The sequence below is a fragment of the Pseudomonas sp. R15(2017) genome (assembly GCF_002112685.1).
GTDB lineage: Bacteria > Pseudomonadota > Gammaproteobacteria > Pseudomonadales > Pseudomonadaceae > Aquipseudomonas > Aquipseudomonas glycinae.
In genome coordinates, this window is the sequence record NZ_NEII01000009.1 from 85542 (window position 1) to 110880 (window position 25339).

Annotated in this window: 27 protein-coding genes; 13 read left to right on the forward strand and 14 right to left on the reverse strand. The window is 60.7% G+C overall.

What is annotated here, in order from left to right:
* Positions 1-7: 7 nt before the first annotated feature.
* Positions 8-2329 (forward strand): response regulator, encoded by a 2322-nt coding sequence (locus tag CAF77_RS19015; RefSeq protein ID WP_064383283.1) that lies wholly within the window; start codon positions 8-10, stop codon positions 2327-2329.
* On the opposite strand, the gene CAF77_RS19020 is transcribed toward CAF77_RS19015, so the two are convergent.
* From CAF77_RS19020 to msrB, 3 genes are all read right to left on the reverse strand, one after another.
* Positions 2313-2774, reverse strand: a complete 462-nt coding sequence (locus CAF77_RS19020; protein WP_064383285.1) for a MarR family winged helix-turn-helix transcriptional regulator — start codon at positions 2772-2774, stop codon at positions 2313-2315. The two genes, CAF77_RS19015 and CAF77_RS19020, sit on opposite strands and share 17 nt — an antisense overlap.
* On the reverse strand, positions 2771-3256 hold the full coding sequence (locus CAF77_RS19025; RefSeq protein ID WP_064383287.1) for a glutathione peroxidase: 486 nt from the start codon (positions 3254-3256) through the stop codon (positions 2771-2773). Before CAF77_RS19025 ends, CAF77_RS19020 begins: the two co-directional genes overlap by 4 nt.
* 103 nt (positions 3257-3359) lie before the next feature.
* Positions 3360-3755, reverse strand: coding sequence for a peptide-methionine (R)-S-oxide reductase MsrB (gene msrB, locus CAF77_RS19030; protein ID WP_064383288.1), 396 nt, complete (start codon positions 3753-3755; stop codon positions 3360-3362).
* Positions 3756-3980: 225 nt separating this feature from the next.
* Here msrB and CAF77_RS19035 point away from each other — a divergent pair, with 225 nt between their 5' ends.
* A complete protein-coding gene (locus tag CAF77_RS19035) occupies positions 3981-5192 on the forward strand; it encodes a pyridoxal phosphate-dependent aminotransferase (RefSeq protein ID WP_007955711.1) in 1212 nt (403 codons plus the stop codon).
* Positions 5193-5496: 304 nt separating this feature from the next.
* The gene (gene htpX / locus CAF77_RS19040) at positions 5497-6384 is read left to right on the forward strand and encodes a protease HtpX (protein ID WP_011335292.1); all 888 of its coding nucleotides are present in this window, start codon (positions 5497-5499) and stop codon (positions 6382-6384) included.
* A gap of 59 nt (positions 6385-6443) precedes the next feature.
* Here the strand turns inward: htpX and CAF77_RS19045 are convergent, their stop codons facing one another.
* Positions 6444-7097 carry a thiopurine S-methyltransferase gene (locus CAF77_RS19045; RefSeq protein WP_064383291.1) on the reverse strand — a complete coding sequence of 218 codons (654 nt, stop codon included), beginning with the start codon at positions 7095-7097 and terminating at the stop codon, positions 6444-6446.
* 102 nt (positions 7098-7199) lie between these two features.
* On the opposite strand from CAF77_RS19045, the gene CAF77_RS19050 reads away from it, so the two are divergent.
* A complete protein-coding gene (locus CAF77_RS19050; RefSeq protein ID WP_085655140.1) occupies positions 7200-7967 on the forward strand; it encodes a class III extradiol ring-cleavage dioxygenase in 768 nt (255 codons plus the stop codon).
* A gap of 76 nt (positions 7968-8043) precedes the next feature.
* Here CAF77_RS19050 and CAF77_RS19055 read toward each other — a convergent pair whose 3' ends face one another.
* Entirely contained in the window at positions 8044-9717 is a 1674-nt protein-coding gene (locus tag CAF77_RS19055) for a DEAD/DEAH box helicase (RefSeq protein WP_007955707.1), read from the reverse strand.
* A 423-nt stretch (positions 9718-10140) separates the two neighbouring features.
* Between CAF77_RS19055 and CAF77_RS19060 the strand changes: the two genes are divergently transcribed.
* Positions 10141-10932, forward strand: a complete 792-nt coding sequence (locus CAF77_RS19060; protein ID WP_064383294.1) for a crotonase/enoyl-CoA hydratase family protein — start codon at positions 10141-10143, stop codon at positions 10930-10932.
* A gap of 3 nt (positions 10933-10935) precedes the next feature.
* On the opposite strand, the gene CAF77_RS19065 is transcribed toward CAF77_RS19060, so the two are convergent.
* Positions 10936-11691, reverse strand: coding sequence for a spermidine synthase (locus CAF77_RS19065; RefSeq protein WP_085655141.1), 756 nt, complete (start codon positions 11689-11691; stop codon positions 10936-10938).
* Between the two features lie 150 nt (positions 11692-11841).
* Between CAF77_RS19065 and CAF77_RS19070 the strand changes: the two genes are divergently transcribed.
* Positions 11842-13188, forward strand: coding sequence for a class II 3-deoxy-7-phosphoheptulonate synthase (locus tag CAF77_RS19070; RefSeq protein ID WP_085655142.1), 1347 nt, complete (start codon positions 11842-11844; stop codon positions 13186-13188).
* Positions 13189-13319: 131 nt separating this feature from the next.
* Here CAF77_RS19070 and CAF77_RS19075 read toward each other — a convergent pair whose 3' ends face one another.
* Together CAF77_RS19075 and CAF77_RS19080 are read right to left on the reverse strand one after the other, a co-directional pair.
* A complete protein-coding gene (locus tag CAF77_RS19075; RefSeq protein WP_085655143.1) occupies positions 13320-14546 on the reverse strand; it encodes a winged helix-turn-helix domain-containing protein in 1227 nt (408 codons plus the stop codon).
* A gap of 64 nt (positions 14547-14610) precedes the next feature.
* A complete protein-coding gene (locus CAF77_RS19080; RefSeq protein WP_064383300.1) occupies positions 14611-14829 on the reverse strand; it encodes a DUF1127 domain-containing protein in 219 nt (72 codons plus the stop codon).
* A gap of 97 nt (positions 14830-14926) precedes the next feature.
* Here CAF77_RS19080 and CAF77_RS19085 point away from each other — a divergent pair, with 97 nt between their 5' ends.
* Complete coding sequence (locus tag CAF77_RS19085) at positions 14927-15781, forward strand: LysR substrate-binding domain-containing protein (protein ID WP_170928979.1); 855 nt, start codon at positions 14927-14929, stop codon at positions 15779-15781.
* Here the strand turns inward: CAF77_RS19085 and CAF77_RS19090 are convergent.
* Entirely contained in the window at positions 15771-16520 is a 750-nt protein-coding gene (locus tag CAF77_RS19090) for a sulfite exporter TauE/SafE family protein (protein ID WP_064383301.1), read from the reverse strand. The two genes, CAF77_RS19085 and CAF77_RS19090, sit on opposite strands and share 11 nt — an antisense overlap.
* Positions 16521-16632: 112 nt before the next feature.
* On the opposite strand from CAF77_RS19090, the gene CAF77_RS19095 reads away from it, so the two are divergent.
* The 4 genes from CAF77_RS19095 (at position 16633) to CAF77_RS19110 (ending at position 19877) form a co-directional block, all read left to right on the forward strand.
* Positions 16633-17589, forward strand: a complete 957-nt coding sequence (locus tag CAF77_RS19095) for a LysR family transcriptional regulator (RefSeq protein WP_085655145.1) — start codon at positions 16633-16635, stop codon at positions 17587-17589.
* 83 nt (positions 17590-17672) lie between these two features.
* Entirely contained in the window at positions 17673-18137 is a 465-nt protein-coding gene (locus CAF77_RS19100; RefSeq protein ID WP_064383306.1) for a MarR family winged helix-turn-helix transcriptional regulator, read from the forward strand.
* A gap of 273 nt (positions 18138-18410) precedes the next feature.
* A complete protein-coding gene (locus CAF77_RS19105) occupies positions 18411-18830 on the forward strand; it encodes an organic hydroperoxide resistance protein (RefSeq protein ID WP_007940002.1) in 420 nt (139 codons plus the stop codon).
* A gap of 33 nt (positions 18831-18863) precedes the next feature.
* The gene (locus CAF77_RS19110) at positions 18864-19877 is read left to right on the forward strand and encodes an alpha/beta hydrolase (RefSeq protein ID WP_011335302.1); all 1014 of its coding nucleotides are present in this window, start codon (positions 18864-18866) and stop codon (positions 19875-19877) included.
* A 65-nt stretch (positions 19878-19942) separates the two neighbouring features.
* On the opposite strand, the gene CAF77_RS19115 is transcribed toward CAF77_RS19110, so the two are convergent.
* Both CAF77_RS19115 and earP read right to left on the reverse strand, forming a co-directional pair.
* Complete coding sequence (locus CAF77_RS19115; protein ID WP_003226785.1) at positions 19943-20512, reverse strand: elongation factor P; 570 nt, start codon at positions 20510-20512, stop codon at positions 19943-19945.
* 48 nt (positions 20513-20560) lie between these two features.
* The gene (earP, locus tag CAF77_RS19120; RefSeq protein WP_064383308.1) at positions 20561-21703 is read right to left on the reverse strand and encodes an elongation factor P maturation arginine rhamnosyltransferase EarP; all 1143 of its coding nucleotides are present in this window, start codon (positions 21701-21703) and stop codon (positions 20561-20563) included.
* Between the two features lie 124 nt (positions 21704-21827).
* Between earP and CAF77_RS19125 the strand changes: the two genes are divergently transcribed.
* Both CAF77_RS19125 and CAF77_RS19130 read left to right on the forward strand, forming a co-directional pair.
* Positions 21828-22235: a hypothetical protein gene (locus tag CAF77_RS19125; protein ID WP_011335304.1), complete on the forward strand. Its 408-nt coding sequence runs from the start codon at positions 21828-21830 to the stop codon at positions 22233-22235.
* 2 nt (positions 22236-22237) lie between these two features.
* Positions 22238-22720, forward strand: a complete 483-nt coding sequence (locus CAF77_RS19130) for a GreA/GreB family elongation factor (protein ID WP_064383310.1) — start codon at positions 22238-22240, stop codon at positions 22718-22720.
* An 8-nt stretch (positions 22721-22728) separates the two neighbouring features.
* On the opposite strand, the gene cysB is transcribed toward CAF77_RS19130, so the two are convergent.
* The 3 genes from cysB to CAF77_RS19145 form a co-directional block, all read right to left on the reverse strand.
* Entirely contained in the window at positions 22729-23703 is a 975-nt protein-coding gene (gene cysB / locus CAF77_RS19135) for an HTH-type transcriptional regulator CysB (protein ID WP_003183769.1), read from the reverse strand.
* A gap of 113 nt (positions 23704-23816) precedes the next feature.
* A complete protein-coding gene (locus CAF77_RS19140; RefSeq protein ID WP_007955683.1) occupies positions 23817-24320 on the reverse strand; it encodes a universal stress protein in 504 nt (167 codons plus the stop codon).
* Positions 24321-24418: 98 nt separating this feature from the next.
* Positions 24419-25324 (reverse strand): 5'-nucleotidase, encoded by a 906-nt coding sequence (locus tag CAF77_RS19145; protein ID WP_039770472.1) that lies wholly within the window; start codon positions 25322-25324, stop codon positions 24419-24421.
* Positions 25325-25339 lie beyond the last annotated feature (15 nt).

A 25339-nucleotide genomic window follows, 5' to 3' on the forward strand; every position in this document is an offset into this window, starting at 1 on the left:
ACACCCCATGGATATCAAATTCACCCACCGGCTGTCGTACAAACAGGCGCGGCTTACCGTGCTGGTCGGGTTCATTCTGGGCACGCTGCTCAGCCTGCTGCAAATCGGCATCGATTATGCCAGTGAAGACGCGTCCATCAATCGTGAAATCCTGTCTTTGTTGGAAATCAGCCATAACCCGGCCTCACGCATCGCCTACAACATCGATGCCGAACTGGCGCAGGAACTGACCCTGGGCCTGCTGCGTTCGCCGGCCATCATTTCCGCAAGACTCACCGATAACAACCAGACGGTATTGGCCAGCGTCAAACGCCCGGAGCTGCAAAGCGGCTACCGGATGATCAGCGACTTCCTGTTTGGCGCCAAACGTCAGTTCGAAGACCGTCTTTATCTCGATCACTTGCCCAACGAATCCCTCGGCACCCTGAGCCTGGAAGTCGATACCTTCGCCTTTGGCAGCCGCTTTCTGCGCCGCGCGGAAGTCACGCTGCTCAACGGTTTCGCCCGCAGCCTGATCCTGACCGGGATCCTGCTCGCGCTGTTCTACGTGATGCTCACCAAACCCCTGGTGCGAGTGATCCGTGAACTCAGCGGCCGCGACCCGCGCAGTGCCGAGCCGACCACCCTGGAATGTCCGGGTGGGCACGCCAATGACGAGATCGGCGTGCTGGTCAAAGTTGCCAATCAGCAGTTCGAGAACATCGCCACGGAAATCCAGCAACGGCGCAATGCGGAAAACCGTCTCACCGACTACCTCGCACAACTCGAAGACATCGTCTCGGCGCGTACCGCCGAGCTCAAGGCGATCAACGCGCGACTCAGCCAGTCCAACCAGGAACTGGAAGTGGCCCGCAGCACGGCACTGGACATGGCCGAGGCTCGCTCGGCATTCCTCGCCAACATGAGCCACGAGATCCGTACCCCGCTCAACGGCTTGCTGGGAATGATTGCTCTGTCGCTCGATGGTCCGCTCAACGCCGAACAGCAGCAACAACTGTCCATCGCCCACGACTCCGGCAAGGTATTGGTGGAATTGCTCAACGACATTCTCGACCTGTCCAAATTCGATGCCGGGCAGCTGGAGCTCGAACACATTCCCTTCGATCTCGGCTCACTGATCGAAGACACTGCCAACCTGCTGTCGCAAAACGCGGCGCCGAGTGTCGAGCTGACCTGCCTGATCGATCCGTACTTCCCGGCGCTGGTGCTTGGCGATCCGACCCGGGTCAGGCAGATCGTCAGCAACCTGCTGTCCAATGCCCTGAAATTCACTCGTTTCGGCCGGGTCGATGTGCGTTTGTCCACCTGGAAGGACGGTGTCCGGATCGAGGTCTGCGACACCGGCATCGGCATCGCCCAGGAAGCGCAGGTGAAGATTTTCCAGCCGTTTACCCAGGCGGGTGCCGGGATCACTCGCCAGTACGGCGGCACCGGGCTCGGTCTGGCACTGACCTACAACCTGTGCGAAGCCATGCAGGGGCGTCTGACCATCAGTTCCGAAGTGGGTTTCGGCAGTCAGTTCTGCGCTGAGCTGCCACTGCCCTGCCACACCCGCGCGGTGATTCCACCCCCGTTGCACGGAAAGGTGCTGGCGATCACCAACGCGGTCAGCGGGCTGGCGGAGCTGCTGGAAAGCCTGCTGCCGGTCTGGGGATTGACCTACGAGCAGCGAACCCTGGACGACCCGCTGCTCGGTCTCTCCCCCGACGTCATCATCACCGACTGCCCCGAATGCCTGTTCGGTCTGCGTCCGGCGATGACGGCGCCGATTCTGCTGGTGACGGCTTATGGCAGTTTCATGCCGGGTGAAGAAGCCACTGCCCTTGCCCCATTGCAGCAGCAGGCTAGACCGCTGGCCCGCAACGCGCTGTATCAGAATCTGCGTCGGACACTGCAGCCGGACCTCACCACCATCGACCGCGCACGCCTCGAAAGCGTGCCGTCGCAGCGGCGCGGTCGGGTACTGCTGGTGGAGGACAACCCGGTCAATCAACTGGTGGCCAAGGGCATGCTGGGGAAACTCGGGTGCGATGTCGTGGTTGCTGCCCACGGTGTGGAAGCGCTGGATCAGTTGGAACACGACGAATTCGATCTGGTGCTGATGGACTGCAACATGCCGGTGATGGACGGCTACGAAGCCAGCCGTCAGATTCGCCAGAGCGGACGCTGGCCGCATCTGCCGATTGTCGCCCTGACCGCCAACGCCATGTCCGAGGAACGCGAACGCTGCCGGGCGGCGGGCATGAGCGACTATCTGGCCAAGCCGTTCCGTCGTGAAGAACTGGCGGCGTTGCTGGACCAGTGGATTCCGACTACGACAGTGCTTTGATCTGCCCCAGCAAGTGATCAAGACCGCTACGCAAGTCATTGAGCCGGTCCAGATCAACCCCGCTGTCGCACAACAGCCGCGCCTTCAACGGCCCGACCTGTTCACGCAGCGCCTGCCCTTGCTGCGTAAGGCTCAGATGAACTTCACGCTCGTCCCGGGCCGAGCGCTGACGCTGAACCAGTTGCAGTTGCTCCAATCGCTTGAGCAGCGGCGTCAGCGTGCCGGAGTCCAGTGCCAGACGCTCACCCAGCGCCTTGACTGTCGGTTGCTCCGGCGCAGTTTGCTGCCATTCCCACAACACCAGCATTGCCAGATATTGCGGATAGGTCAGGCCGAGCTGATCGAGCATCGGCTTGTAGGCACGGATCACCGCCCGCGACGCGGCGTACAACTTGAAGCACAGCTGACTGTCGAGCTTCAGCGAATCGGCGGACAGGTTGTTCATTTGAGCAGGGCTTCGATCTCACGGCTCAGATCCTGCGGCTTGGTGGCCGGGGCGAAGCGCTTGACCAGCTGGCCGTCCTTGCCGATCAGGAATTTGGTGAAGTTCCACTTGATGCCCTGGGAGCCCAGCACGCCTGGCGCGCGCTTCTTCAACTGCACGAACAGCGGGTGCGCCCCGGTACCGTTGACTTCGACCTTCTTGAACAGCGGGAAGCTGACACCGTAGTTCAGCTCGCAGAACTCGCTGATGGCGCCTTCGTTCCCCGGCTCCTGCTTGCCGAACTGATTGCAAGGAAAGCCCAACACCACCAGGCCCTGATCCTTGTAGGTCTGCCACAGTTCCTCGAGGCCTTTGTACTGCGGCGTGAAACCGCATTTGCTGGCGGTATTGACCACCAGCACTGCCTTGCCGGCGAAATCGGCAAGGGTCTTTTGCTCGCCTTTGATGGTGGTGCACGGGATATTCAGCAGGTTGTCGCTCATGGTGCGCACTCTTGAAAAAATGGGTAGACGGCAAAAATAGCGAGCAATTGAATTGTGTGCAATTTAATTATCCGAAAGGCGACCCGTGGATCGCCCGTATCGACTACTCGCGCGGCACGAGGTCCAGGCACACCGAGTTGATGCAATAGCGCAGGCCAGTCGGTGGAGGGCCATCAGGGAAGACGTGACCCAGATGCGCATCGCACTTGGCGCACTTCACTTCGGTGCGGATCATGCCGTGGCTGGTGTCACGGATTTCGGTCATGGCGCTCTCGCCGATCGGCGCGTAGAAGCTTGGCCAGCCGCAACCGGAATCGAATTTGGTTTTGGAATCAAACAACGGCTCGTTGCAGCAGACGCAGTGATAGACACCGTCAGTCTTGGTGGCGTTGTATTTACCCGAGAACGGTCGCTCGGTAGCACTGAGACGACACACGTTGTATTGCTCGGGGTCGAGCATCGCCCGCCATTCTTCCAGGGTCTTTTCAATCTTTTCCATCATCACACCTCAGCGGCTGAAAAAGCCCGATCTGTACCTTTTCCACGGATCGGGCGGCACGTATGATTGCGCCTCGTCACACGCCAGTCTGGCAGCGGGTTCCTGCGCATTCAAACGGATTGTTGGAAACCGCCGCTCGAGACACTTGCCTGTGTGAAGACGCAGGATTCCCAGCACGGTTGTCCACCCGCCGCCTGGATCGTTCATTTTCGGGATCACATCGCCATGCAGTTCAGCAAATCGAACAAGCTCGCCAACGTCTGCTACGACATTCGCGGCCCGGTGCTCAAGCACGCCAAACGCCTGGAAGAGGAAGGCCATCGCATCCTCAAGCTGAACATCGGCAACCCGGCGCCCTTTGGTTTCGAAGCGCCGGACGAAATTCTCCAGGATGTGATCCGCAACCTGCCGACCGCCCAGGGCTACAGCGATTCCAAAGGCCTGTTCAGCGCGCGCAAGGCGGTGATGCAGTATTACCAGCAGAAGCAGGTCGAAGGTGTCGGCATCGAAGACATCTACCTGGGCAACGGCGTGTCCGAGCTGATCGTGATGTCGCTGCAGGCGCTGCTCAACAACGGCGACGAAGTGCTGGTGCCGGCCCCGGACTACCCGCTGTGGACCGCAGCCGTGAGCCTGGCCGGCGGCAACGCGGTGCATTACCTGTGCGACGAGGGCGCCGACTGGTTCCCTGACCTGGCCGACATCAAGGCCAAGATCACCCCGAACACCAAGGCGATGGTGATCATCAACCCGAACAACCCGACTGGCGCGGTGTATTCGAAGGAAGTGCTGCTGGGCATGCTCGAACTGGCCCGCCAGCACAACCTGGTGGTGTTCTCTGACGAAATCTACGACAAGATCCTCTACGACGACGCCGTGCACATCTGCACCGCTTCGCTGGCCCCGGACCTGCTGTGCCTGACCTTCAACGGCCTGTCCAAGTCGTATCGCGTGGCCGGTTTCCGTTCCGGCTGGATCGCCATTTCCGGGCCGAAACACAACGCCCACAGCTACATTGAAGGCATCGACATGCTGGCCAACATGCGCCTGTGCGCCAACGTGCCGAGCCAGCATGCGATCCAGACCGCCCTGGGTGGCTATCAGAGCATCAACGATCTGGTACTGCCGCAAGGTCGCCTGCTGGAACAGCGCAACCGCACCTGGGAGTTGCTCAACGACATTCCCGGCGTGAGCTGCGTGAAGCCGATGGGCGCACTGTACGCATTCCCGAAGATCGACCCGAAAGTCTGCCCGATCCACAACGACGAGAAATTCGTGCTCGACCTGCTGCTCTCCGAGAAGCTGCTGGTGGTGCAGGGCACGGCGTTCAACTGGCCGTGGCCTGACCACTTCCGCGTGGTCACCCTGCCGCGGGTCGATGACCTGGACATGGCCATCGGTCGCATCGGCAACTTCCTCAAGTCCTACCGCCAGTAACCGGCGCTCAGTGCGCAACGGCCCGAACGTTGCGCACTGTCTGATTCAGCAACACTTCTGCTGCGCCCCTCCTCCAGCACCTTCTACACTTGCGACTCATACGAATCATGCGTGCCTGACGCAATGAGACCGGGTGGCACGTGCCTGTCATCCATACCGGATCAAGAAGTGGGAAATGTCCCATGGCACAGCGAATCCGGTGTAGGACACAGTTTGAAATAGTCACTCGGTTGAATCGCCAGGTGCCGCACCTTATATACCCCGCAGTACGCTACATCTTTAGCTTGAGGAGACTTCTACAACCATGATGCGCATCCTGCTGTTTTTGGCCACTAACCTGGCGGTCGTGCTGATAGCCAGCATCACCCTGAGCCTTTTCGGCTTCAACGGGTTCATGGCGGCCAACGGGGTTGATCTCAACCTCAGTCAGCTGCTGGTTTTCTGTGCAGTCTTTGGTTTTGCCGGTTCCCTGTTCTCGCTGTTCATCTCCAAGTGGATGGCGAAGATGAGCACCGGCACCCAGATCATCACCCAGCCACGCACTCGTCACGAGCAATGGCTTCTGCAAACCGTCGAGCAATTGTCCCGGGAAGCCGGAATCAAGATGCCCGAAGTCGGGATTTTCCCGGCCTACGAAGCGAACGCCTTCGCTACCGGCTGGAACAAGAACGACGCACTGGTCGCGGTCAGCCAGGGCTTGCTCGAGCGCTTCAAGGAAGACGAAGTGCGGGCCGTGCTGGCTCACGAGATCGGTCACGTGGCCAACGGCGACATGGTTACCCTGGCGCTGATCCAGGGTGTGGTGAACACCTTCGTGATGTTCTTCGCGCGGATCATCGGCAACTTCGTCGACAAGGTGATCTTCAAGAACGAAGAAGGCCAGGGCATGGCCTACTACATCGCGACCATCTTCGCCGAACTGGTACTGGGCATTCTGGCCAGTGCGATCGTGATGTGGTTCTCGCGCAAGCGCGAGTTCCGTGCCGACGATGCCGGTGCCCGCCTGGCCGGTACCGGCGCGATGATCAACGCCTTGCAACGCCTGCGCGCCGAACAAGGCCTGCCGGTGCACATGCCGGACACCCTGAACGCCTTCGGCATCAACGGTGGCATCAAACAAGGGTTCGCCCGCATGTTCATGAGCCACCCGCCGCTGGAAGAGCGTATCGACGCCCTGCGTCGTCGCGGTTGATCAAACCGGCGTACCAATGAAAAGGCCCGCAGTGATGCGGGCCTTTTTTTGCCTGTCGTTTACGCCCCGCAAATCCGGTAAACCCGTTCCTCAAGCCGGGTTACGCCGGCCTGCACGAACTTCCAGCTGTCACCGAGTACATCCTGCTGCTCCAGCATTTCGACGCGCCAGACACTGCCCAGCAAACGCTGCACTTCGGCATCATCCACGGAAAATGGCGGCCCTGGCATCTGCGACTGATCGTAATCCAGCGTTACCAACAGTCCTCGACACGTCGGCAGAATGCTCTGCAGGTGCGCCGCGTAGCGCTCGCGCATCATCGGCGGCAAGGCAATCAGCGCCGCCCGGTCGTACAGCGCGGTGCAACCCGCCACGTTAGCCGCCGTCAGCGAAAAGAAATCCCCACACCACAATTCGATCGCGCCAGCGCGATAAACCTTGAAGCCGCCCTCTTCGCTGATCTGCGGCTGCAGTTGCTGCTCACGGAAGAAGTCTTCGACAGCCCTCTGCGACAGCTCGACGCCGAGCACCCGATGCCCACGCCCGGCAAGCCACAGCAGATCCAGACTTTTACCGCACAACGGCACCAGCACACGCGCCGGCGCCGGGATGGCCAGATCGGGCCAGTGCCGCTGCAAATACGGGTTCACCTCCGGCTGGTGAAAGCCGATCTGGTTCGATTCCCACTTCTTGTGCCAAAACTCCGGCTGCATGCATCCTCCCAGGAATTCGATCAAAAGGCGTTAAAACTTATATTGGAATTAGATCAATGAACTGACTGAAGATGAACCATCTTAACGCTCAGGAACCCTTCCATGTTTCCCAGCCTGTTTATCTCTCACGGCTCGCCCATGCTGGCGCTGGAGCCTGGTGCCAGTGGCCCGGCCCTGGCGCGGCTGGCGGCCGAACTGCCACGCCCGGAAGCCATCGTCATCGTTTCCGCTCATTGGGAAAGCCATGAGCTACTGGTCAGCAGCCATCCGCAGCCGGAAACCTGGCACGACTTCGGCGGTTTCCCCCGCGCGTTATTTGAGGTGCAGTATCCGGCCCCGGGCAATCCGCAACTGGCCCGCGAGGTTGCCGACCTGTTGACTTCCAACAACCTGCCGGCGCGCCTCGACCCGCAACGACCGTTCGATCACGGCGTGTGGGTGCCACTGTCGCTGATGTACCCGCAGGCCGATATCCCGGTGGTTCAGGTTTCCCTGCCCAGCCGTGGCGGCCCGGCGTTGCAGAACCGCGTCGGCCAGGCGCTGGCCAGTCTGCGCGATCAGGGCATTCTGTTGATCGGTTCTGGCAGCATCACCCACAACCTGCGAGAACTGGACTGGCACGCCGGCCCGGAAAGCGTCGAGCCGTGGGCCCGGGACTTCCGCAACTGGATTGTCGACAAACTGGCTGCCAACGACGAAGCCGCATTGCACGATTACCGCCAGCAGGCGCCGAACGCAGTACGCAACCATCCAAGTGACGAGCACCTGTTGCCGCTGTACTTCGCCCGAGGTGCCGGCGGCGACTTCAGCATTGCCCATCAAGGCTTCACCATGGGCGCGTTGGGCATGGACATCTACCGCTTCGGCTAATGCCCAAATCGCAGGCAAAAAAATCCCCGAACCAGTCGGGGATTTTTTATGTTCGATCAATCAGCCCAAGGGCGGATCAATCCTCGCGGTAGCGACGCAGTTTCAGCTGCTTACCGGCAACGCGAGTGTCCTTCAGTTTGGTCAGGAGTTTGTCCAGACCATCTTCCGGCAGCTCGACGAGGCTGAAGCTGTCACGCACCTGGATGCGACCGATGGCTTCACGTGCCAGACCACCTTCGTTGAGGATGGCGCCCAGCAGGTTTTTCGCCGCGATACCGTCACGCGCGCCCAGCGCGGTACGGCAACGGGCACGGCCTTCGCCCAATGGCATCGGAGCACGACGCTCGCGATCACCACGGTCCGGACGATCACCGGAGCGCTCAGGACGGTCGCCACGTGGCGCGCTGTTCGGCACCAGTGGACGTTCCTTCTCGATCGCTGCCAGGTTCAGCGCCTGACCATTGGTGGCCTTGCGCAGCAGAGCGGCAGCCAGGGCGCGTGGGGTGCAACCGATGTCGGCAGTCAGGCGATCCAGCAGATCACCGTGAGTCGATTCGGCGTCAGCCACCAGCGGCGACAGGCTGTTGGTCAGTTTCTTGATGCGGGCATCGAGAACGGCCTGGGCGTCCGGCAGACGCACTTCGGCAACTTTCTGACCGGTCACACGCTCGATTACCTGCAGCATGCGGCGCTCACGCGGCGTCACCAGCAGCAGCGCGCGGCCTTCGCGACCGGCACGGCCGGTACGGCCGATACGGTGCACGTAGGATTCCGGATCGTACGGCATGTCCACGTTGAACACGTGGGTGATGCGTGGAACGTCCAGACCACGGGCGGCAACGTCGGTCGCCACAACGATGTCCAGACGGCCATCTTTCAGCGAGTCAATGACGCGCTCACGCTGGTTCTGGGCGATGTCGCCGTTCAACGCGGCGGCTTTGTAGCCTTTGGCGTCGAGGGCGCTGGCCAGATCCAGGGTCGCTTGCTTGGTGCGCACGAACATGATCAGAGCGTCGAAATCTTCCACTTCCAGCAAGCTGAGAACGGCAGAAGTCTTCTGGTCAGCGTGAACCAACAGGTGAGCCTGTTCGATCGCGGTAACGGTCTGGGTCTTGCTCTGGATCTTCACGTGCTTTGGATCGCGCAGGTGACGCTCGGCGATGGCACGGATCGATTGCGGCAGGGTCGCCGAGAACAATACGGTCTGACGGGTTTCCGGCATGGCCTTGAAGATCACTTCGAGGTCGTCCATGAAGCCCAGTTTGAGCATTTCGTCTGCTTCGTCGAGAACCAGGTGGTTCACAGTCTGCAGTACTTTTTCGTCGCGACGCAGGTGGTCGCACAGACGGCCCGGAGTGGCGACAACGATCTGTGCGCCATTACGGATTGCTTTCAATTGTGGGCCCATCGGCGCGCCGCCGTAGACAGCCACAACAGTCACGCCCGGCATTTGCTTGGCGTAGGTTTCGAAAGCGGTTGCAACTTGTAGCGCCAACTCACGAGTTGGGGCCAGGATCAGAGCTTGCGGCTCGCGCTTGGACGGATCAATGCGGTGCAGGATAGGCAGGGCAAAGGCAGCGGTTTTACCGGTACCGGTTTGCGCCTGACCAATCATATCGTGACCGGCGAGGATGATCGGGATCGACTGCTGCTGAATGGCCGAAGGCTCTTCATAGCCGGTAGCGACTACTGCAGCGACAATATTGGGATGAAGTTCAAGAGCGGCGAAGCCGCCGATTTCCTGGGTCATGGGTCTGCCTCTAAGTGCATCCGCAAAGACCCATGCTCCAAAGCTGCACATGCCGTGTTGAGACTCAAGAGTCGCCCTGGCAGCTTTGTCGGCGGGGATTTGCGAAAACGAATGAATGAAAAAGAATCGTCAAGGAAGAGCCCGCAGCGCGGACGTGCAGCCGAAGCTGACTTCGGGGAATTGCGCTACCTAAACGCGGCCCGGTTAAAGGCCGGCGCGCACTATACCGGAATTTGCCCAAAAAGGGAGCATTTTTTTATCGGCAAAATACAGTTGTCACCGCTGTGTAACGGGGTTTTGCGGATAATCGGGCAAAGGTCTACTTTTCAAAGACCCCGGCCCTGCGGGCGATGGCGCTTAAACGATTCACCGATGTGCGGCATCTGGTCGCTGCACCTTTTCTTCCCCTGCGAGGAAACACCCATGAATCAGCCCTGCCCCGGCCGCGTGAGCCGTGCGCGCCACGGTCATGTGCATTTGATCGGTCTGGACCGCGCTGCCAAGCGCAACGCCTTCGACCTCGACCTGCTCAACGACCTGGCCCTGGCCTATGGCGAATTCGAGGCCGACAGTAACGCACGGGTGGCGGTGGTGTTCGGGCATGGCGAGCATTTCACCGCCGGGCTCGATCTGGTCAACGCCAGTTCTGCCCTCGCCCAGGGCTGGCAGGTGCCGCCCGGCGGTTGCGATCCGTGGGGCGTTTTCGTCGGACCACGGGTCAGCAAACCGGTGATCGTCGCTGCGCAGGGTTACTGCCTGACCATCGGCATCGAGCTGATGCTCGCCGCCGACATCAACCTGTGCGCCAGCAATACTCGATTCGCGCAGATGGAAGTGCAGCGTGGGATCTTTCCGTTCGGCGGTGCGACATTGCGCTTTCATCAGATCGCCGGCTGGGGCAATGCCATGCGCTGGCTGCTGACCGGCGATGAGTTTGATGCCCATGACGCCTTGCGCCTAGGGCTGGTGCAGGAAGTCATGGCCAGCGAGGATCTGCTGCCACGCGCCATCGAACTGGCCGAACGGATTGCCCGGCAGGCGCCGCTGGGCGTGCAGGCGACGCTGATGTCGGCGCGTCAGGCGCGCTATGAAGGCGAGACCGCAGCGGCTAAGAGCTTGCCGCCGCTGGTGAAGAAATTGCTGGCCACTGAAGACGCCAAGGAAGGTGTGCGCTCGCTGGTGGAGCGCAGGCCCGGCGTTTTCAAAGGCCTTTGAAGATCAGGTCGCCGGACGGATGCAGTTGATCAACGTCTGCAACGAGTAGCCCAGCTTAGGCGCCAGCACTTCAGCCCGGGCGGTCAGCGCCTGCATGTCCAGCACCTGATCAAGATCCGCCGGCACGATCAGAATCACGTTGCCCTCCTTCACCGGCAGCTCCCAGTAATGCCGGTGATAGAGCCCGCGCAGCAGCGCCGCGCCCAAGGGTTTGCCATCATCGGTGGCCCATTGGTTGATCACCAGCCAGCCACCGGGATTCAGACGTTTCTGACAATCGCCGAGGAAATTCCACGCAAGGTGCCCGGCGCCGGGGCCGACATCGGTATAAAGGTCGACGAAGATCAGATCCGCCGGTTCTGCTGTCGGCAGCAGTTCTAGAGCATCGCCAACGCGGATGTACAGCCGTGGATCGTCATCCAGCCCGAGGTATTCGATGGCCAGACGCGGTACGTCGGGGCGCAGCTCGATGGCTTCGACATCTTCCAGCGGCAGGAACTTGAGGCAGGCCTGGGTCAGCGTTCCTGCGCCCAACCCGAGAAACAACGCGCTCTCCGGTTGCTCATGGCACAGCGCACCAATCAGCATCGCCCGGGTGTAGTCGTACTCCAGCCAGCTCGGGTCGGCGGTAAACACGCAGCTTTGCTCGATCGCATCGCCGAACTCCAGAAAGCGGTAGTCGGCCACTTCCAGCACGCGAATCACGCCGAACTCATCCTGTACCTCGGCGAGCAACAGCTCGACGCGCTCCTCAGTCATTTCGTCTCCTGGTGGTCACCGGGCGCGGTGACGCGATGGCACCGCTGTGGTGCCGTGGCAAAGCGGCGATTGTCGGCGAAGCGGCGGGAGCAGGTCACGCACTAATTGCTGCTAACATGGCCGTCCGTGCGTAGAACCTTAGAGACCGTGATGAGCCAACCCTGGAGCCCTGACAGCTGGCGCGCCCTGCCGATCCAGCAACAACCCCAATACCCCGACGCCGCGCATCTGCGCCAGGTCGAGCAGACGCTGGCCAGCTACCCGCCGCTGGTGTTTGCCGGCGAAGCGCGCGAGCTGCGTCGTCAGTTTGCCGAAGTCACCCAGGGCCGGGCGTTCCTGCTGCAAGGCGGCGACTGCGCCGAAAGCTTTGCCGAGTTCTCCGCCGCGAAGATTCGCGACACCTTTAAAGTGTTGCTGCAAATGGCGATCGTCATGACCTTCGCTGCCGGTTGCCCGGTGGTCAAGGTCGGGCGCATGGCCGGCCAGTTCGCCAAGCCGCGCTCGGCCAACGACGAAACCATCGACGGCGTGACCCTGCCGGCCTACCGGGGCGACATCGTCAACGGCATCGGTTTCGACTCGGCCAGCCGCGTACCGGATCCGGAGCGTCTGCTGCAGTCGTATCACCAGTCCACCGCCACCCTCAACCTGCTGCGCGCTTTCGCGCAAGGCGGTTTTGCCGACCTGCATCAGGTGCACAAGTGGAACCTGGACTTTATCGCCAACTCGGCGCTGGCGGAGAAGTACAGCCACCTCGCCGACCGCATCGATGAAACCCTGGCCTTCATGCGCGCCTGCGGCATGGACAGCTCGCCGCAACTGCGCGAGACCAGTTTCTTCACCGCCCACGAAGCACTGCTGCTGAACTACGAAGAAGCCTTCGTGCGCCGCGACAGCCTGACCAACGATTACTACGATTGCTCGGCGCACATGTTGTGGATCGGCGACCGCACCCGTCAGCTCGACGGCGCCCACGTCGAATTCCTGCGCGGAGTGAACAACCCGATCGGGGTCAAAGTCGGCCCGAGCATGAACCCCGACGACCTGATCCGCCTGATCGACGTGCTCAACCCGGACAACGATCCGGGCCGCCTCAACCTGATCGCGCGGATGGGCGCGAACAAGGTCGGCGATCACCTGCCGGCGCTGATCCGCGCGATACAGCGCGAAGGCAAGCAGGTGCTGTGGAGCTCCGACCCAATGCACGGCAACACCATCAAGGCCAGCAGCGGTTACAAGACCCGCGACTTCGCGCAGATCCTTGGCGAAGTGAAACAGTTCTTCCAGGTACATGAAGCGGAAGGCAGCTACGCGGGCGGCATCCACATCGAGATGACCGGGCAGAACGTCACCGAGTGCATCGGTGGCGCGCGGCCGATCACTGAGGATGGCTTGTCGGATCGCTACCACACCCACTGCGACCCGCGGATGAATGCCGATCAGTCGCTGGAACTGGCGTTCTTGATCGCTGAAACGCTGAAGCAGGTTCGTCGCTAAGGTTTGATATCTTTAGCGTCTGAGCTGGCCTCTTCGCGGGCAAGCCCGCTCCCACAGAGTTTGTGTCGTACGCAATTTATGTATTCGACACACTACTTGTGGGAGCCTGGCTTGCCAGCGATGGCGGCAGTTCAGTCACCACCAAACCGAGCCAGCGCCATCCGGAGCCGACCGGCACTTTCCCGCTGACAATTGAGCTGCACCTGCTCAAGCCCCAACCAGTCCGCCATGCGCCGCAAGTTCAGCGCCAGCGCCAGCATCCCCGCCTCGTCCAGCCCCGTTTCTTCCTCGTGCACCGCATGCACCGCCAACCGCCCAGCCGCCCGTTCGGCGCGCAGATCAACCCGCGCAGCGATCCGTTCGTTGTGCAGAAACGGCAACACGTAATAGCCGTAGACCCGTTTATCCTGCGGCGTGTAGATCTCCAGCCGATAGCGGAAATCGAACAGCCGCTCGGTGCGGCTGCGTTCCCAGATCAGTGAATCGAAGGGTGACAGCAGCGCGCTGGCTTCGACTTTTCGAGGGACTTTCGGCTCGGGCAGGCAATAAGCAATCTGGCGCCATCCGGCGACTTCGCAAGTCAGCAGTTGTCCGTCCTCGACCAGTTCGGCCAGACGCGGGCGGGCATCGGAAGGATTCAGGCGGAAGTAATCACGCAAGTCTTTTTCCGTGCCGACACCGAGCGCCTGCGCTGCATGCAGCAGCAAACCGCGCTGCGACTCAGCCTCATCGGGCAATGGCTGTTGCAGCACTGAAGCCGGAATCACCCGCTCCGGCAAGTCATACAACCGCTCGAAACCACGACGCCCGGCCACAGTGACTTCGCCGGCAGCGAACAACCATTCCAACGCGTGCTTCTCCGCGCTCCAGTCCCACCACGGTCCGGCCTTTTCCTGGCGGGTCGACAGGCTGCCGGCGCCCAATGCACCCTGCTCTTCGACCGACGCCAGCACCCGGCGGATGGTGTCCTGTTGCTCGCGACCGAAACGCGCCAATTGCTGATAGATGTCTTCACCGCGCCTGGCCCGCTGCATGCGCCAGCCCATCATCGGGTACATCGACAACGGCAGCAGCGACGCTTCATGGCCCCAGTATTCGAACAGCGAACGACGTCGCCCCGAACTCCAGGCAGCCTGGTCGAGCAAGTCAGCAGAATAGGAACCGAGACGGGAAAACAGTGGCAGGTAGTGCGAGCGCACTACGGCGTTGACGGAGTCGATCTGCAACAGGCCGAGACGCTCGATCAGCCGGTTGAGGTGCATGGCCTTGACAGCCGGCGGCCGGCGCCCGTGAAACCCTTGGGCAGCCAGTGCCAGACGTCGAGCCTGTTTAAGGGGAAAGGACAGCGTCGCGGGCATGTGTACCTCCATGTCTGCTCGCAACCTACCTCACTTGAAAGTGGTTTGTGTAGCAATGGCCTCATCATTTATGCATCGGATCGTCCCAGAACGGCCGCACCGACTCATGTTCGACATCGGCACGGCTGACCCCGATGTCCTTGAGCGCTTCGTCGCTCAGGCTGGCGAGCAGTTCGCGTTCGCGGTGAAGTTCGTACCAACGGCTAAACTTGTGCAGCAGATCGGAAATCAGATGCATCGGTACAGCTTTTTGATCGCTTACATAGAGTTTTTGACCTTTCATCGTGTTGCCCTCCTTTAGGGATGGCTCAAGTCTCGCGCCAGCGCTACGATCAATCCAACGAATGTTTCTGATGGCATGCATCACGGAGATTCATCAATTGTCGGCGTATCCCAGTATCGATACCGATGTCCTTCGCACCTTTGTCGCAATTGCCGATCAGGGCGGTTTCACCCGTGCCGGCGAGATGGTCAACCGCACCCAATCGGCGGTGAGCATGCAGATGAAGCGTCTGGAAGAGGATGTGTTGCAGCGCCAGCTGTTCGAACGCGACGGGCGTCAGGTGCGCCTGACCGCCGAAGGCCAGGTGTTGCTTGGCTACGCGCGGCGCATCCTGAAATTGCACAGCGAGGTGTTCAACACCCTGCGCGAGCCGCACATGGTCGGCACGGTGCGGATCGGGACGCCGGATGACTACGTGATGCGGTTTCTGCCGGGAATCCTGTCGCGCTTTGCCCAGTTCTATCCGCTGATCCAGATCGAAGTGCATTGCGAGTCGACCAGACAGTTGCTGCAACGCACGGATCTGGATCTGTCGATTGTCACCCGTGAGCCGGGCAACGAAATTGGCCAGTTGTTGCGCAAGGAGCGTTTTGTCTGGGCCGAGGCGCAGAACTTCAGCGCCCACGAACAGACGCCGTTGCCACTGGCAATGTTCAACAGTGATTGCTTCTGCCGCCTGTGGGCCTGCAATGCGCTGGACGCAATGGGCCGCGAGTACCGGATTGCCTACAACAGCACGAGCCTGTCGGCGTTGATGGCAGTGGTGAGCGCCGGCCTGGCGATCACCGCGCAACTGGAAAGCCTGATTACCCCCGACATGCGGATTCTTGGAGATGCCGAAAATCTGCCACTGCTGCCCGAGGCCAGCATCATGCTGATCCGCAACCTCAACAATCCCTCGCCGATCACCGAATGCCTGGCCGAGCACATCGTCGAAGGCTTCAAACTTTAAACGCGAGCATCACCGCGCACAGCACCAGGAACCCGCAGAACAGCCCACGCAGGAGTTTTTCCGGCATCGCGTGGGCCACTTTCACGCCCCAACTGATGCTGGCCAGACCGCCGATGGCCAGCGGCAGGCCGATCATCCAGTCCACTTCGTGGTGCACCGCGTACGTCACCAGCGTGACACCGGTGCTCGGCAACGCCAGCGCCAGAGACAGCCCCTGAGCGACCACCTGAGTGGTGCCGAACAGGCTGGTCAGCACCGGCGTCGCCACCACCGCCCCGCCGACACCGAACAAACCGCCCATCGCGCCCGACGCCGCGCCGAGTACGCCCAGCCATGGCCATGAATAACGCATCTCGGAAGTCGCCGCCGGGCGAGTGCCGAACATGCGCACCAGATTGTAGGCCGACAGCGCCACGAGGAACGCGACAAACCCGATGCGCATGGTTTGCGCGTCGATACCCACGGCCCAGATCGAACCGATCCACGCGAAACAAAATCCCATCACCGCCAGCGGCAACGCATGGCGGAGTTCAATGCGGTTGCGCTGGTGATAACGCCACAGCGCCAGCATCACGTTCGGCACGACCATCACCAGCGCCGTGCCTTGGGCGATTTGCTGATCAAGCCCGAACCACACGCCCAGCAGCGGAATGGCGATCAAGCCACCGCCGATGCCGAATATCCCACCCAGAGTGCCGAGGGCGGCGCCAAACAACAGGTACAGCAAAAACTCGATCACAGCACAATTCCTCATACGTCAGTCAGCTCATCGTACGCAGTCGGCGCTGGCACGGAAACGCACAGCAACGCACAATGGCTGTGCCAACTTCGCATAGGCGCTGAGCTGATCGATGAACCCCAATCAATTGACCGAACAACTCGGGCTGTTTCTCGATGTGCTGGAGAGCGGCAGCTTTTCTGCGGCTTCGCGCCGGCATCCGCTGACGCCATCCGCCGTTGCCCGGCGCATAGACAGTCTGGAAAGCGCTGTCGGCAGTCAGCTGTTCATCCGCAGTACCCATGCGGTGCGGGCCACGCCAGCGGGTCTGGCATTTGCCGAACGGGCGCGGCGGATTGTGGCCGAGTTGCAACTGGCCCGGGCCGAAGCGGTGTCCCTGAGCAGCGCGCCGGAAGGCCTGATTCGGGTGGATGCGCCGGCGGCGTTCGGGCGGCGGCATCTGGCGCCGGTGATTGCCGATTTTCTGGTGCTGTATCCGGGGCTCGACGTGCAACTGCATCTGATCGACAGCTTTGTCGATATGGACGGTTCGAACCTGGGCAAGGTCGATCTGGTGTTGCGCGCCGGGCAGATGGCCGACACCCGGCTGGTGGCCACGCCATTGGCGAGCATCGTGCGCATTGCCTGCGCCAGCCCCGACTATCTGAAGCGTCGGGGCGTGCCGGGCGAGCCCGCGCAATTGAGCGAGCATGACGGCCTCGATTGGGACGGCCTCGCCCCGCCCTTCGCCTGGCGATTCGCGCAGGACGGGCAAATGCAACTGCACCGCCCGGCGCGGGTGCGCATGAGCGCCAACAACGCCGAGGCGCTGGTCTGCGGTGCACTGGCGGGGCTTGGGATTGCGCATCTGCCGACCTGGCTGGCCAGCGAATACCTGTTGCGTGGCGAGTTGCTGCCGCTGTTCTGTGAAAATGGCCTGCCAACGCCGGAAAGCGCCGGCATTTACGCGCTGCGGCTGCAACAGCAGGCCAGCTCCCGCAGCCGCCTGTTGCTGGAGTACCTCAAGACCCGGTTCAGCCCTGTGCCGCCGTGGGATCTGGCCCTGCAACGGGAGCTGGGCCGGCACTGACCGATTCACCACCGGGCACAATTGTCTGGCGCATTAAAGATTCGAGCGCTAGATTCATCTGCATTACCGTTCAAGGCACCGACATGACCACCGACCGCAACACCACCGATCATTGCGAAGACCTGCTGCTCGACAATCAGGCCTGCTTCGCCCTGCATTCCACTTCGCTGATGATGACCAAGGTCTACAAGCCACTGCTGCAAGCGCTTGGTCTGACCTATCCGCAGTACTTGGCGATGATGGTGTTGTGGGAGAAGGATGGTTTGACCGTCGGAGAAATCAGCACGCGCCTGCTGACCGATCCAGGGTCGCTGACCCCGTTGCTCAAGCGTCTGGAAGGTGAAGGATTGCTCAGCCGAACGCGAAGCCGTGAGGATGAGCGAGTGGTGATCGTAGAGCTGACTGCCCAGGGACGCGCCTTGAAAGACAAGGCCCGGACCGTGCCGCAATGCATCCTGGGGGCCAGCGGCTTCACGCTGGAGCGCCTGCAAAACCTGCAAGCCGAGTTGCAGGCCTTGCGGGGTCATTTGCAGGACAGCCTCACTTAAAGATTCCCCTTTCCTGTGGGCGCTGCCTTGCGCCCGCAGGCATATCGCACCTTCCCCCGCTTATCCTCGAAAAAATTTTCCTCTCGTTTCAGATTCAAAAAAACCTTCTATATCAAAAACTTGAGATCACGACCCTGCCCGATTCAAGTGTCAATTCCCGCTCTCTTCAAAAATTTATCTTGCGCGCTAAATATTTGCGCAGTACATTCACTTCGCACCTAGTTAGCGCGCAAATAATTAGCGCAACAAACCACACTTGATGAGGCTCACACCATGCAAACTCTCTACACCGCAATCGCAACTTCCACTGGCGGCCGTGACGGTCGTGCGATTTCCAGCGACAACGTCCTCGACGTCAAACTGGCCACCCCGAAAGAACTCGGCGGTGCTGGTGGCGCGGCTACCAACCCTGAGCAACTGTTCGCCGCCGGCTACTCGGCCTGCTTCATCGGCGCCCTGAAATTCGTCGCCAGCCAGACCAAACGCAAAATCCCGGACGACGCCTCGATCACCGCTCACGTCGGCATCGGCCAGATTCCTGGTGGTTTCGGTCTGGACATCGACTTGCACATCAGCCTGCCGGGTCTGGAACAGGCTGACGCACAAAGCCTGGTCGACGCAGCCCACCAGGTCTGCCCGTACTCCAACGCCACCCGTGGCAACGTCGATGTGCGTCTGCACGTCACCGTGTAATCACTGACACTCAGGCCCGTACAGGAAATGAACATGAACACTTTCAGCAAAGTCTTGACCGGTACCCTTCTCGCCCTGTCCATCCACAGCGCATTTGCCGGGGAGGTTGAGCACAACACCCAGGCGTTTCTCGATGTGCTGAATGCCGGCACCGGCAAACCGATGGAACAGCTGACGCCCAAGGAGGCCCGCGCCGTGCTGACGGGCGCGCAGTCGGGGGTCAAACTGACGCTGCCCAAGGCGGACGTCAGCGAGAAAACCATCCAGGTCGATGGCCAACCGTTGAGCCTGACCATCGTCCGGCCGGCCGGGGTCAAGGGCGAGCTGCCGGTGTTCATGTTCTTCCACGGCGGCGGCTGGGTGCTGGGGGATTTCCCGACCCACGAACGTCTGGTGCGGGATCTGGTGGTCGGCTCGGGGGCGGCGGCGGTGTTCGTCAATTACACCCCCTCGCCGGAAGCGCATTACCCGGTGGCGATCAACCAGGCTTATGCCGCTACAAAATGGGTGGCCGAACACGGCAAAGAAATCAACGTCGACGGCAAGCGTCTGGCAGTGGCGGGTAACAGCGTCGGCGGCAACATGGCGGCAGTCGTCGCCTTGATGGCCAAAGACAAAGGCACCCCGGCGATCAAATTCCAGGTGCTGCTGTGGCCGGTAACCGATGCCAATTTCGACACCGGTTCGTACAACCAGTATGCCGAGGGACACTTCCTCACCCGCAACATGATGAAGTGGTTCTGGGACAACTACACCACCGACGCCAACCAGCGGAACGAGATCTACGCCTCGCCGCTGCGCGCAACCACCGCGCAGTTGAAAGGTCTGCCGCCTGCTCTGGTCCAGACTGCGGGGGCCGACGTGCTGCGTGACGAAGGTGAAGCCTATGCCCGCAAACTCGACGAAGCCGGCGTGCCGGTGACCTCGGTGCGCTACAACGGCATGATCCACGACTACGGTTTGCTCAACGTGGTCAGCCAGGTACCGGCGGTACGTTCGGCGATGCTGCAGGCCTCGGAAGAACTGAAGCAGCACCTGAAAAAGTAATTTTCATCAGGCACAAAAAAGCCCGACTCAATGGTCGGGCTTTTTCTTTCCTCAAAAAGCAGTGCTTATTTGGCACGGCCTTTGTAGGAACCGCCTTCGCGGGTATCGATCTCGATCATGTCGCCGATTTCGATGAAGTCAGCAACCGACAGCTCGGTACCGTTCTTCAGCTTGGCAGGCTTCATCACCTTGCCGGAAGTGTCACCGCGAGCGGAACCTTCGGTGTAGTCGACCTGACGCACGATGGTGGTCGGCAGCTCTACGGAAACCAGACGCTCTTCGAAGAACACGGCTTCACAAACGTCGGTCATGCCTTCTTCAACGAAAGGCAGAACGCTTTCGATGTCTTCGGCGTTCAGCTCGTACATGGTGTAGTCGGTGGTGTCCATGAACGTGTAGGTGTCGCCGCTGATGAAGGACAGGGTCGCTTCTTTGCGGTCCAGGATCACGTCGTCCAGCTTGTCGTCCGCACCGTAGACGGTTTCGGTCTTGTAACCGGTCAGCAGGTTCTTCAGCTTGGTCTTCATGATCGCGCTGTTACGGCCCGATTTGGTGAATTCAGCTTTCTGAACCAACCAAGGATCGTTGTCGATACGGATCACGGTACCGGGTTTGAGTTCTTTACCAGTTTTCATTGCGAATATCCGAATTTGGATGGGATTTACAAAAATCTAGGCCGCGTATCATATCCAATTTCGGTAAAACTGTACCAGCGCCGTCGCAAGATCCGCCTGCAAGGCCTGTTCCAGACACCACGCGCGGGCATTTTCCTGCAGTTCGGGCCAGTGTTTGCGGGCCTCGAGCCAGTGGTCGCCGATAGGCTGCCCGGCACTCCAGGCCCGCCAGAGACCGTTCATCGCCTCGGCGGCGGCAGGCGAAAGGCGGTTTGTGTAGAGCGCAAGAAAGGCGTCGAGCTTGTCCAGATGGATGTCTTCGTCCTGCTGATAGATGTGCCACAACATGGGACGGCCAGCCCACTGGGCCCGGACAAACGAATCCTCGCCGCGTACCGCGTTGAAATCGCAGCACCAGAGCAATTGATCGTATTGATCCTGACGGACGAACGGCAGCACCTGCACGGTCAGCGACTGACGAACGTGCATTGCCCCGACCGCCAGCAACTCGACCCCGAGCCAACGGGCGACATCGCCGAGAATCCGCCCTTCCGGCACCAGCAGATGGGTAGGCTTGGAGTCAGCCGCGAGCACATCCAGCCAACTGGCGAGCCCGGCATTCTCGTAGGCAAACAGCGAGATCAGTTGCGCATCGGGTGCAGGAACGATCCCCAGACCTTGCAGGAATTGTCGCTGCACCTTGGGATCCTGCTGAAACTGCTGACGCCGCTCCAGCAAACCCCTTTCACGCAACAAGCCGCCAGTTCCAGGCTGAAATCCCGGAAAGAAAAAGTACTTCTGCACCGACTTGTACTTCACCGACGGCAGTCCGTGGCACCCGACCACCCAGTCTTCGGCACTGAGGTAGTCGAGGTTCATCCACAACGGCGGTTTTTCCCTTGCGGCCATGGCGTCCATGTAGACGCTTGGCAACTGGCAGGCAAACGCAGCGATCACCACGTCGGCCGCATCGGCCTCCTGCCACTCGGCTGGCCAGTGCCGGACTTCGACGCCCTGCTGCCATTGCTGATCGAGGCCGATGTCGATTTCGGGACAAATGCGTTCGAAAGCGCGCAGATCATCGACCCACAGTCGCACCGCCACTGCGTGCTCGCTGACCAGTTGTCGGGCCAGACGCCAGGTCACGCCGATGTCGCCGTAGTTGTCGACGACCGTACAAAAAATGTCCCAGCGGGTGTTCAGTTGCGGCATTCAAGGCTCCCGTTGGCAAAAGCACCGATTGTCCGCATAAATCCCTCCATGCAGAAGAGCCGACGACAATTAATCTTCGTGCGACAATCGACTCCCGCCCGCACTCATCCGCCAGGAGGCAGTCATGCCCTATCGTCCCAACCCGCGTCGCCCCTTGCCTGTTCAGCTTAGCGCGCTGCAATTGACCGGCAGCATTGCCTTGGGTGTGTGGCTGGGTTTCCTGGCCATCGCGCTGACATGCTGGCTCGCTTCTTTACTCTTCAGCCGTCAGTTGCAACCCGTGGCGGAGGCGGTGCAACAACTGAGCAAGCCTCCGGTGGCCGCCCAGCCACAGCCGGAACCTGAACCACAAAACCGCCTGTTCGAGCAGTACGAAGAAAACCTGCGCAAGAACGAGCAACAGGCACGCCTGGATCAGGCCCGTGGCAGCACACGCAATCTGTCGAACCCCAAATGCCAGTTCTGGCTGCAACAGGATCAGACGGCCCCTAGCGAAAAGAGCCGCGCCAATGTCCTGCAATTCTGCGATTGATCATGAATAAACAGACGGTTCACCAACTGATTCTCGACAAACTGCGCGTTGACCTCGACATCGCCGAACGCGCGGCGCTGACCGCTTACGAAACCGCGACCCACGAAGAGAACATCGCCGAAAACAAGTACGACACCCTGGGACTCGAGGCGTCGTACCTGGCGGCAGGCCAGGCGAAACGGGTCGAGGAGATTCGACAGTCACTGGCGCTGTGCCAGAACCTGACGCTGCGCGCGTATGACGCTCAACGAGGGATTGAAGTCGGCGCCCTGCTCGGTCTGGAGGATGAAAAGGGTCGCGAGCAATGGCTGTTTCTGGCGCCGGATGCGGCGGGCGTGAAAGTCGACGTGGTAGGCCAGCCGATTACCGTCATCACCCCCCGCTCGCCGCTGGGCAAAAGCCTGCTGGGCAAGTTCGAGGGTGACGAGGTGGAGATTCTGGTGGCGGGCACCCGGCAACAGTTTGCTGTCACCGAGGTGCTGTAAACAGGGACTTAATGGACGGGGAGTTCGACACCATCGAACAGCTCTTCCAGTTCCTGCTTGTTGTGGCACTGAATGGCCTTGGCCATGACTTCGCGGGTCAGGTGCGGCGCAAACTTCTCGATGAAGTCGCACATGAAGCCGCGCAGGAAGGTGCCGCGACGGAAACCGATCTTGGTCACGCTGGACTCGAACAGTTCGCTGGCATCGAGCACCACCAGGTCGTTATCCAGTTTGGTGTCGACCGCCATTTTCGCCACGATGCCAACACCCAGGCCCAGGCGCACGTAGGTTTTGATCACGTCGGCATCGGCAGCGGTGAACACCACTTTCGGCGTCAGGCCGCGGTGGCTGAAGGCTTCGTCGAGTTTCGAACGACCGGTGAAACCGAACACGTAAGTCACGATCGGGTATTCGGCCAGTGCTTCGAGAGTCAGCTTCGGCAGCTTGGTCAGCGGGTGGCCCTGAGGCACGACCACGCAGCGGTTCCAGCGGTAGCACGGCATCATCACCAGATCGCCGAACAGCTCCAGCGCTTCGGTGGCGATGGCGAAATCGACGGTGCCGTCAGCGGCCATTTCGGCGATCTGCATCGGCGAGCCCTGGTGCATGTGCAGCGCCACGTCCGGGTATTGCTTGATGAAATTGCTGATCACCGGCGGTAGTGCATAACGTGCCTGGGTGTGGGTGGTGGCGATCGACAGGGTACCTTTCTTCTCATTGGAGAATTCCTGGGCGATCTGCTTGATGCTTTCGACCTTGCGCAGAATCTCACCGGCAGTGGTGATGATGCGCTCGCCGGCTGGAGTGACGCGGGTCAGATGCTTGCCGCTGCGGGCGAACACTTCGACGCCCAGTTCGTCTTCCAGCAGACGGATTTGTTTACTGATGCCCGGTTGCGAGGTGTAGAGGCTTTGGGCTGTAGCGGAAACGTTGAGGTCGTGGTGCGCCACTTCCCAGATGTAGCGCAATTGTTGAAGCTTCATATGAATCCCTCAAAGCAGGTAGACGCCACGGGCATCAGCGACGGTATATAACTATATTAATGGTTTGAAGAATAAATCTAGAACTTTTTTATCAAAGTGCCATTATTCCTGCTTCAGCGATCCTCCCGACGCCGACGCTCCACCAGCGGCACCAGATAAACCGGTACCTTGGACAATTGCAGCAGCCGGGCTGCCGTTCGCCCCAAAGGCGTTTCCGCCCCGACCCCGTGGCTGTGACTTCCTACGATCAGCAAATCGACAGAGAGTTTCTGCACCTGATCGAGAATCACCTGTGACGGATCGCCCTGCAGCACCCGCACCGCGCGTATCCGTTGCAGGTCCTGCTCGCCCTCGTCCCCCAGCTCTTCACGAAAACTGTCGAGCACCCGCTGCTCGATATTGGCGATGACAGTTTTCAGACCCTGACTGTGAAATTCGTTCAACGCCTGTTCGTCGAGATAGCTCTGCAACACCGATTCGGCGAACAGCCCCATGGGTTCCACTGCGTGCACCACGTACAGGTCGGCATTGAACGTTCGCGCCATCGCCAGGGCATGCTGCATCACTAACGGTGCGTACAGACCCAGGTCAGTGGCGTACAGCATCGAACGAATCATATGACCTCCTCGCGTGCCAACATGGCGGAGATTTGATTCAGCTTAGCAGTGCCTTGGCGAGTACGACGTGCGACGCAACGTCTTGAACCACGTGGGCTTTAGACCGCCGGTTCGTTGCTGATGCCGTGGGGCACGTGACCGGTTGCCACAACCTCCCGGGCCAGCTCGCAGTGACCGGCCTGATCATCGAAAAACACATCGGCCGCAAAGGCTTCGAGGAACGCCGACTTGGTCAGGCCACCGAGAAACAGCGACTCGTCCAGACGAATGTCCCATTCGCGCAAGGTGCGGATCACCCGCTCGTGGGCCGGCGCCGAACGCGCGGTGACCAGGGCGGTGCGAATCGGGCACTCCTCATCGGAGAACTCGCGCTGCAACAGGTTGAGCGCCGCAAGAAAGCCCTTGAACGGTCCGCCGCGCAACGGTTCGCGAGCGGATTCACGCTCCTTGGCCTGGAAGGCTTCGAGGCCACCGGATTGATAGACGCGCTCCGACTCATCGGAAAACAGCACTGCGTCACCGTCGAAGGCAATACGCAATTCATCGCTGGCCGCGCGACTGGCGCCGCCGGACAGAATGGTCGCCGCCGCGAAACCGGCATCCAGCGCAGCGCGCACATCTTCGGCATGGGTGGAGAGAAACAGGTCGCAACCAAAAGCCTTCAGGTACGGATAAGGACTGCGCCCGCCGACGAACGCCGCGCGGGAAATCGCCAGGCCGTAATGCCCAATGGAATTGAAAACGCGCAGGCCGGTATCAGCACTGTTGCGCGACACCAGAATCACCTCGACCCGGGCGCGGCCGAGGCGACTGTTCAGGTTGAGGAGTTTTTCCACCAGCGGGAAGGCATCACCCGGCGCGAGGATTTCGTCTTCGTGTTCGATCTGATATTGGCGATAGGCTTCCACGCCACTCGACAGGTAGACCTTGTGACTCTCGCTCAGGTCGAACAGGGCACGGGACGAGATCGCCAGCACCAGTTTGTCATCGATGTTCTTGGCCATGCCTTTCCCCGAGTG